Annotated in this window: 7 protein-coding genes and 1 pseudogene; 6 read left to right on the plus strand and 2 right to left on the minus strand. The window is 59.6% G+C overall.

Features of this window, described 5'->3' with window-relative positions; all coding sequences use genetic code 11:
* The first annotated feature begins 8 nt into the window (after nt 1-8).
* From AC3WQN_RS19920 to fdhA, 5 genes are all read left to right on the plus strand, one after another.
* A complete protein-coding gene (locus tag AC3WQN_RS19920; RefSeq protein ID WP_095081389.1) occupies nt 9-338 on the plus strand; it encodes a sarcosine oxidase subunit delta in 330 nt (109 codons plus the stop codon).
* A complete protein-coding gene (locus AC3WQN_RS19925) occupies nt 335-3,352 on the plus strand; it encodes a sarcosine oxidase subunit alpha (protein WP_103401095.1) in 3,018 nt (1,005 codons plus the stop codon). Before AC3WQN_RS19920 ends, AC3WQN_RS19925 begins: the two co-directional genes overlap by 4 nt.
* 168 nt (nt 3,353-3,520) lie before the next feature.
* Complete coding sequence (locus tag AC3WQN_RS19930; protein WP_095081387.1) at nt 3,521-4,153, plus strand: sarcosine oxidase subunit gamma; 633 nt, start codon at nt 3,521-3,523, stop codon at nt 4,151-4,153.
* Nucleotides 4,154-4,369: 216 nt separating this feature from the next.
* Nucleotides 4,370-5,227, plus strand: coding sequence for a formyltetrahydrofolate deformylase (gene purU, locus AC3WQN_RS19935; protein ID WP_103401096.1), 858 nt, complete (start codon nt 4,370-4,372; stop codon nt 5,225-5,227).
* 208 nt (nt 5,228-5,435) lie between these two features.
* A complete protein-coding gene (gene fdhA, locus AC3WQN_RS19940; protein ID WP_103401097.1) occupies nt 5,436-6,635 on the plus strand; it encodes a formaldehyde dehydrogenase, glutathione-independent in 1,200 nt (399 codons plus the stop codon).
* A gap of 98 nt (nt 6,636-6,733) precedes the next feature.
* On the opposite strand, the gene AC3WQN_RS19945 is transcribed toward fdhA, so the two are convergent.
* A complete protein-coding gene (locus AC3WQN_RS19945) occupies nt 6,734-7,837 on the minus strand; it encodes an RHS repeat-associated core domain-containing protein (protein ID WP_256587318.1) in 1,104 nt (367 codons plus the stop codon).
* A gap of 156 nt (nt 7,838-7,993) precedes the next feature.
* Here AC3WQN_RS19945 and AC3WQN_RS19950 point away from each other — a divergent pair.
* A pseudogene (locus tag AC3WQN_RS19950) lies at nt 7,994-8,308 on the plus strand (formaldehyde dehydrogenase, glutathione-independent); the annotation flags it as partial.
* Nucleotides 8,309-8,367: 59 nt separating this feature from the next.
* On the opposite strand, the gene AC3WQN_RS19955 reads toward AC3WQN_RS19950, so the two are convergent.
* Entirely contained in the window at nt 8,368-8,868 is a 501-nt protein-coding gene (locus tag AC3WQN_RS19955; protein ID WP_103401098.1) for a DUF3757 domain-containing protein, read from the minus strand.
* Between the last annotated feature and the right edge of the window lie 330 nt (nt 8,869-9,198).

Here is a 9,198-nt window from a genome sequence, read left to right on the forward strand (position 1 = left end):
AATTTCCTATGTTGCATATCTTCTGTCCTCACTGCGGCGAACTGCGCTCCGAAGAGGAATTCCACGCATCCGGCCAGGCGCACATCCCGCGTCCACTGGATCCGAACACCTGCACCGACGAGGAGTGGGGCGACTACCTGTTCTTCCGTGACAACCCGCGCGGTTTGCACCACGAGCTGTGGGATCACGTCGCCGGTTGCCGCCAGTACTTCAACGTCACCCGCGACACCGTGACCTACGAGATTCTCGAGACCTACAAGATCGGCAGCAAGCCGCAGTTCACCGACAAGACTGAAAGTCCGAAAGCGGCCGCGCAGGCTCTGGGAGCGAAGGTATGAGCCAGATCAATCGCCTGTCCAACGGTGGACGGATCGACCGCAACAAAGTCCTGACCTTCACCTTCAACGGCCAGGTCTACAAAGGCTTTGAAGGCGACTCCCTGGCCGCTGCACTGCTGGCTAACGGTGTCGACATCATCGGTCGCAGCTTCAAGTATTCCCGTCCGCGCGGGATCTTCGCCGCAGGCTCCGAGGAGCCAAACGCCGTGCTGCAGATCGGCGCCACCGAAGCCACCCAGATCCCCAACGTCCGGGCCACGCAACAGGCGTTGTACCAAGGCCTGGTCGCCACCAGCACCAACGGCTGGCCGAGCGTGAACAACGACATGATGGGGATTCTCGGCAAGGTCGGCGGCAAGCTGATGCCGCCGGGCTTCTACTACAAAACCTTCATGTACCCGCAATCGTTCTGGATGACTTACGAGAAGTACATCCGCAAGGCTGCCGGCCTGGGTCGCTCGCCGACCGAGAATGATCCGGACACCTACGACTACATGAACCAGCATTGCGACGTGCTGATCGTCGGCGCCGGTCCCGCCGGCCTGGCAGCCGCCCTGGCCGCTGCGCGCAGCGGCGCCCGGGTGATCCTGGCCGATGAGCAGGAAGAGTTCGGCGGCAGCCTGCTCGATACCCGCGAAAGTCTGGATGGCAAGCCAGCCACCGAGTGGGTCGCCAACGTGATCGCCGAGCTGAAGGCCACTCCAGATGTGCTGTTGCTTCCACGGGCGACCGTCAATGGCTACCACGACCACAACTTCCTGACCATTCACGAGCGCCTCACCGATCACCTCGGCGACCGTGCGCCGATCGGTCAGGTGCGCCAGCGCATCCACCGGGTTCGCGCCACGCGCGTGGTGCTGGCCACCGGGACCCATGAGCGTCCACTGGTCTACGGCAATAACGACGTGCCGGGCAACATGCTGGCCGGTGCCGTCTCGACTTACGTGCGTCGCTACGGCGTGGCGCCGGGTAAAAAACTGGTGCTGTCCACCAACAACGATCACGCCTACCGCGTGGCCCTGGACTGGCTCGACGCCAGCCTGCAAGTGGTTGCCATCGCCGATGCCCGCAGCAACCCGCGTGGTGCGCTGGTGGAGGAAGCGCGGGCCAAAGGTATCCGTATCCTGACTGGCAGCGCGGTGATCGAAGCCCGTGGCAGCAAGCACGTGACCGCTGCCCGCGTGGCGGCCATCGATGTCAAAGCCCACACCGTGACCAGTCCGGGTGAATGGCTGGAGTGCGACATTGTCGCCAGCTCCGGCGGTTACAGCCCGGTGGTTCACCTGGCCTCGCACCTGGGTGGCAAGCCGATCTGGCGTGAAGACATCCTCGGTTTTGTACCGGGCGAAGCCCCGCAGAAACGCGTATGCGTCGGTGGCATCAACGGCGTCTATAGCCTCGGTGACTCGCTGGCCGATGGTTTTGAGGGGGGCGCCCGCGCCGCCGCCGAAGCCGGTTTCAAAACGGTCGAAGGCGTGCTGCCCAAAGCCCTGAGCCGTCATGAGGAATCGACCCTGGCGTTGTTCCAGGTCCCCCATGAAAAGAGCACCGCACGGGCGCCGAAGCAATTCGTCGACCTGCAAAACGACGTCACCGCCGCCGCCATCGAACTGGCGACCCGCGAAGGCTTCGAATCGGTCGAGCACGTCAAGCGCTACACCGCATTGGGCTTCGGTACCGACCAGGGCAAGTTGGGTAACGTCAACGGCCTGGCCATCGCCGCCCGTTCACTGAACGTGACCATCCCGCAGATGGGCACCACCATGTTCCGCCCGAACTACACGCCGGTCACCTTCGGCGCGGTGGCCGGTCGTCACTGTGGGCATATCTTCGAGCCGGTGCGCTACACCGCGCTGCATCACTGGCACGTGAAGAACGGTGCCGAGTTTGAAGACGTCGGGCAGTGGAAGCGCCCTTGGTACTTCCCGCGCAACGGCGAAGACCTGCATGCCGCAGTCAAGCGCGAATGCCTGGCGGTGCGTGAAAGCGTCGGCCTGCTCGATGCCTCGACACTGGGCAAGATCGACATCCAGGGGCCGGATGCGCGGGAGTTCCTCAACCGCGTCTACACCAACGCCTGGACCAAGCTGGATGTGGGTAAGGCGCGCTACGGCCTGATGTGCAAAGAAGACGGCATGGTCTTCGACGACGGCGTCACCGCCTGCCTGGCCGACAACCACTTCGTGATGACCACCACCACGGGCGGCGCTGCGCGTGTGCTGCAATGGCTGGAGCTGTACCACCAGACCGAATGGCCGGACCTGAAGGTGTACTTCACTTCGGTCACCGACCACTGGGCGACCATGACCCTGTCCGGGCCGAACAGCCGCAAGCTGCTCAGCGAAGTCACCGACATCGACCTGGACAAGGACGGCTTCCCGTTCATGACCTGGAAAGAAGGCCTGGTCGGTGGTGTGCCAGCGCGGGTGTTCCGGATTTCGTTTACCGGTGAGCTGTCGTACGAAGTCAACGTGCAGGCCGACTACGCCATGGGCGTGCTCGAGAAAATCGTCGAGGCCGGCAAGAAATACAACCTGACGCCGTATGGCACTGAAACCATGCACGTACTGCGGGCCGAGAAGGGCTTCATCATCGTCGGCCAGGACACCGACAGCTCGATGACCCCGGACGACTTGAACATGGGCTGGTGCGTGGGTCGCACCAAACCGTTCTCGTGGATCGGCTGGCGTGGCATGAATCGCGAAGACTGCGTGCGTGATCAGCGTAAACAGCTGGTCGGCCTCAAGCCGATCGATCCGACCAAATGGCTGCCGGAGGGTGCGCAGCTGGTGTTCAACACCAAGCAAGCGATCCCGATGACCATGGTCGGTCACGTGACCTCCAGCTACGCCCACAACTCCCTGGGCTACTCGTTTGCCATGGGTGTGGTCAAAGGCGGTCTGAAGCGCCTCGGTGAGCGAGTGTTCGCACCGCTGGCCGACGGCAGCGTGATCGAAGCGGAAATCGTTTCTTCGGTGTTCTTCGATCCGAAAGGCGATCGCCAGAACGTGTAAGGGCTTCGGGTCCTGTGGGGTGCCAGCTGCGCCGAGTCGTTTGATCGATTCGCGAGCAAGCCCGCTCCCACAGGAGAACGCGGTCGGATGTGGGAGCGGGCTTGCTCGCGAAGGCGGCAGTACAGCCACCACAGGGCCGGAACCAACAGAATTGAGGAAAGGTGTTTTATGACCGCAGCCAATGTGTATCAACAACGCCCAACCACCGGGGCCAAGGCCGAGTCGTCGCTGCATCATGCCGACCTCGCCAGCCTGGTGGGCAAGGGCCGCAAGAGCGCCGGTGTCACCGTGCGCGAGAAAAAACTGCTGGGCCACCTGACCCTTCGCGGCGATGGCCATGACCCGGCATTCGCTGCCGGTGTGCACAAGGCCCTGGGCCTGGAACTGCCTGTGGCCCTGACCGTGGTCGGCAAAGGTGAAACCAGCCTGCAATGGATGGGACCGGACGAGTGGCTGCTGATCGTGCCGACCGGCGAAGAGTTCGCCGCCGAGCAAAAGCTGCGCGCCGCGCTGGGTGACCTGCACATCGCCATCGTCAACGTCAGCGGCGGTCAGCAGCTACTCGAGCTGAGCGGCCCGAATGTGCGTGAAGTGCTGATGAAGTCCACCAGCTATGACGTGCACCCCAACAACTTCCCGGTGGGCAAGGCGGTGGGCACGGTGTTCGCCAAGTCCCAGCTGATGATTCGCCATACCGCTGAAGACACCTGGGAACTGCTGATCCGTCGCAGCTTCTCCGATTACTGGTGGCTGTGGTTGCAGGATGCTTCTGCCGAGTACGGCCTGAGCGTTCAGGCGTAACTCAGTGTCGTGCCATGACTGCTTTTGTGGCGAGGGAGCTTGCTCCCGTCGGCCGATCCGCGCCCGGGCGAAGCAGTCGTAAAACCTGAGTCCGCATTCTTCTTGAAAGAATGCGGTTGCTGATTTTGGGGTCGCTTCGCAACCCAGCGGGAGCAAGCTCCCTCGCCACAGGTCTGCGCAGTCGCGTAGGTATTTTCGAACAGGAGTCACCGCACTATGAGCCGCGCCCCAGACACATGGATTCTGACCGCCGACTGCCCCAGCGTGCTCGGCACGGTAGACGCGGTGACCCGCTTTCTGTTCGAACAGGGTTGCTACGTCACCGAACACCACTCCTTCGACGACCGGCTCTCGGGCCGATTCTTCATTCGCGTGGAATTCCGTCAACCCGACGGTTTCGACGAACAGTCATTCCGCGCAGGCCTGGCTGAACGGGCTGAAGCCTTCGGCATGATCTTCGAACTGACACCACCGCATCATCGACCCAAAGTGGTGATCATGGTCTCCAAGGCCGATCACTGCCTCAATGACTTGCTCTATCGCCAGCGCATCGGCCAGTTGTCGATGGACGTCGTCGCCGTGGTCTCCAACCACCCAGACCTCAAGCCCCTGGCCGACTGGCACGACATTCCCTACTACCACTTCCCCCTCGACCCCAACGACAAGCCGTCCCAGGAGCGTCAGGTGTGGCAGGTGATCGAGGCGTCCGGCGCCGAACTGGTGATCCTTGCCCGCTACATGCAAGTGCTGTCGCCGGAGCTGTGTCGCAAGCTCGACGGCAAGGCGATCAACATTCATCACTCCCTGCTGCCCGGCTTCAAGGGCGCCAAGCCTTATCACCAGGCCTACAACAAGGGCGTGAAACTGGTGGGTGCCACGGCGCACTACATCAACAACGACCTCGACGAAGGCCCGATCATTGCCCAGGGCGTGGAGGCGGTGGATCACAGCCACTACCCCGAAGACCTGATCGCCAAGGGCCGGGATATCGAAGGCCTGACCCTGGCCCGGGCCGTGGGTTATCACATCGAGCGACGGGTGTTCTTGAACGCCAATCGCACGGTCGTTCTCTAGATCGCTATCGCGGGCAAGCCCGCTCTCACAGAGGTCATTGTTGGTACGTTGATCTCGGATACACCCCAAATCCAATGTGGGAGCGGGCTTGCCCGCGAAGAGGCCATAACAGACAACACAAGACACACAGGCAATAACCCGAGCAATCAACGCGCCGCCGATCTCTGGCGACGCGACCGCTACATAAAAACAACAGCGAGGTGAAAGCATGTCTGGCAATCGTGGTGTGGTGTATCTCGGCGCGGGCAAGGTCGAAGTGCAGAAAATCGACTATCCGAAAATGCAGGACCCGCGTGGCAGGAAGATCGAACACGGTGTGATCCTGCGCGTGGTCTCCACCAATATCTGTGGTTCCGACCAGCACATGGTGCGCGGTCGTACCACCGCGCAAACCGGCCTGGTGCTGGGGCACGAGATCACCGGTGAAGTGATCGAGAAGGGCAGCGACGTCGAGAACCTGAAAATCGGCGACCTGGTGTCGGTACCGTTCAACGTGGCTTGCGGGCGCTGCCGTTCTTGCAAGGAAATGCACACCGGTGTCTGCCTGAGCGTCAACCCGGCCCGTCCCGGTGGTGCCTACGGTTATGTCGACATGGGCGACTGGACCGGTGGCCAGGCCGAATACGCCATGGTGCCCTATGCCGACTTCAACCTGTTGAAACTGCCGGATCGCGACCGGGCCATGGAGAAAATCCGTGACCTGACCTGCCTCTCGGACATCCTGCCCACCGGCTACCACGGCGCCGTCACCGCCGGCGTTGGCCCGGGCAGCACCGTGTACGTTGCCGGCGCCGGCCCGGTGGGCCTGGCGGCTGCCGCTTCGGCGCGCTTGCTGGGCGCTGCAGTGGTGATCATCGGTGACGTCAACCCGATCCGCCTGGCCCATGCCAAGGCCCAGGGTTTCGAAATCGCCGACCTGTCCCTGGACACCCCGCTGCACGAACAGATCGCTGCCTTGCTGGGCGAGCCCGAAGTGGATTGCGCCGTCGACGCCGTTGGCTTCGAAGCCCGTGGCCACGGCCATGCCGGTGTGAAACACGAAGCCCCGGCCACCGTGCTCAACTCCCTGATGGGCGTGGTCCGTGTCGCCGGCAAGATCGGTATCCCGGGCCTCTACGTGACCGAAGACCCGGGCGCCGTCGACGCCGCCGCGAAAATGGGCAGCCTGAGCATCCGCTTCGGCTTGGGCTGGGCCAAATCCCACAGCTTCCACACCGGCCAGACCCCAGTCATGAAGTACAACCGCCAGCTGATGCAGGCGATCATGTGGGACCGGATCAAGATTGCCGACATCGTGGGTGTTGAGGTGATCAGCCTGGATGACGCGCCACGTGGCTATGGCGAGTTCGATGCGGGTGTGCCGAAGAAGTTTGTGATTGATCCGCATAAGTTGTTTAGTGCGGCGTAAGTGTTGAAAGCAAGGAAACGGCGATCTATGGGTCGCCGTTTTTTTACAATGAAAATTTGATCGCGTCTGTTCGTTGGTTTGATGCAACCGATAAATCATCAAAAATGAGCCTCCAGCGCCCTGGGGGTACTTTTTTTCTTACCAGAGTTGGAATCGAGCGTTCTGATCGAGATAGATTTTATTCGGTGGGGTTTAATAACCATCTCCATTGTCAGCGTGGGGTTTACGTCATGGTGTTTGAAGTCATAGTCTATGCCTGGCTTCATGCCTGAGAAATTGCTCATATAGACCTCGACAACCTGGCCACGACTATTATTGCTCAGTCCTGCATATTTCTGTGCGACCTCTAAATTCGGGGAGACATAAAATCCAGAACCAAAACTTGTGCTCTTGAAAAATGTTTGGTTAACACCTTCATTCAGTAAGCGGTTGGCTGAAGTGTCATCGGTTCCGTGGTATCCGATTAAATCGTGTTCCGCTGACGTCATTTCACGCTCCGGAAGAGAGTGGCGTTTTTTTGACCTTTTATATGAAACGGTTTCCGGAACCCGCCTTTCACCCCAACGTGTTGTCGCCTGGCGGTTAGAGCCTCCATATTGAAAAATATTGAATGAGTCTGGCTTCGTTGGCTTCGGTGTTCTAGAAAAAAATGTTGAAATGAAGTCAAAGGGGCCATGACCTGTTGGGTCAGAGTATTTGCTTGGATTCCCCACCGCATATGAATAAGCATTCACCCCCCCCTCTCCAAACGGACTCCAACTGTCCGGGCTGTTGAACCGCATCAACACCGGGTTAAACGCCCGATAACCATTGCCCAACAAATAGTGCCCGGTCATCGGGTCTGGCCGTTCGCCGTTGAAGCCGAGCAGGCTGAGCAGGCCGTTCTCTGGAATGCGATGACCATAAGGTGTGTAGGCGAGGTGATGAGGGCGTGTGGCGTCGAGGATGGTCAGCACCGAGCGTTGCTGATCGGTGGCGAGCAAGCGGGTTTCCCGCGTGCCGTTCTGGCGTTGTTGCTGCGCCAGCAGTTGATCTTCGTGCTGGATGATCGAGCGCTGTATCGTGCCTTGAATCTCGGTGGTCAGGCGGTCATTGAGGTAGAAGCGTTGGGTGCTGGCCTGTGCCGTTGGGGTGCAATCGGCCAGGCGGTCCAGAGGGTCGTAGCGGTAGCGGCAGAGTAGGGTCTCGCGGTGGGTTGGCATGGTCGGGGCTCCCTGGAAGGCGCGGCAATTCAGGGTTTACTGTGGCTCAATCGATCGGGGTTGCCTACTAGCAGAGTTGCTAGGGTTGATGGTGGGAGGTGACGCAGAGCGTCACGGGCGGCATTCTCACGCTGGGGCTGGGGCTGGGGAATGATCAAGATCGGTATTCTGAGCCTGTACGTTACCGAAGACCCGGGCGCCGTCGACGCCGCCGCGAAAATGGGCAGCCTGAGCATCCGCTTTGGCTTGGGCTGGGCCAAATCCCACAGCTTCCACACCGGCCAGACCCCGGTCATGAAGTACAACCGCCAGTTGATGCAGGCGATCATGTGAGATCGGATCAAGATTGCCGACATTGTGGGTGTTGAGGTGATCAGTCTGGATGATGCGCCACGTGGCTATGGCGAGTTTGATGCGGGTGTGCCGAAGAAGTTTGTGATTGATCCGCATAAGTTGTTTAGTGCGGCCTGACGCCTGGAGCTGGCGGGGGAAAGGGCGACTTCAGTCGCCCTTTTTTAGTGTTGGAACTGTCAATTATCTGCGGTTGCTTTGCCCTGTGGCTTGACCAGTGAGCTGTAGTTGAATGCACATTCTTCCTGGGAAAGTGATTCGCAGGTTTCAATGGTCTTGGCTTTTTTGTGGGTACCGTCCTTTACGTTATTTGACTGGGACTTCCACTTTGTCCCCGGCACGGACGCCCAGTCTTTAAAGGAGTACAACGTCAGCCGCGCAAACGCGAACCAGTCATCGCCCTCATAATCACAGGAGACCACGTCTGTATTACCTTCAGAGCTGACATCCCGGTACAGCGCTCCGGTGAACTTGAACGTTTCAAGATGCTCCTCTTCCGCATAGGGGTTTTCGCCCACCCAGAGACGGCCATTCGGCCCGATTGCACTGTAGCTCCACCCTTCAGCTTCTTTCTGCTGTTTGATACTGGACTTTTGCGGGCACATTGCGATATCCGCGAAGGCGTTGCCCGCAAGGGCCGAAAGTATCACCGTAATTGCCGCGAGTTTTTTCATTGTCATGTTGTACTCCCTTACTTTGGTAGGAGTCCTCAGTTTGGGTTGCTAAAAATTTTTCCGCTACGATCAGAACTGATAGTTGCCAAGGCTGTTTTAGTGTGGGCAGAAGATGACGGACAGAAGAACAGGCGTAAAGAACTCTGGGAGGGGGGTCTAAGTTTTAATAATATCAAAAGGCTTTTAATCGGATGGCCGAAGTGCCCCGTCTTATCACCGTGACTGACTGAGTTCTTACGCAGTATCCATAAGCATTCAAGTGTAGTGGTCTAATGAAACCGGACACCCATTTAGGCGAGAATGCTCGCCAGATCGAGGTGTCAGATGACCAAACAA

The sequence above is a fragment of the Pseudomonas sp. FW300-N1A1 genome (assembly GCF_058789115.1).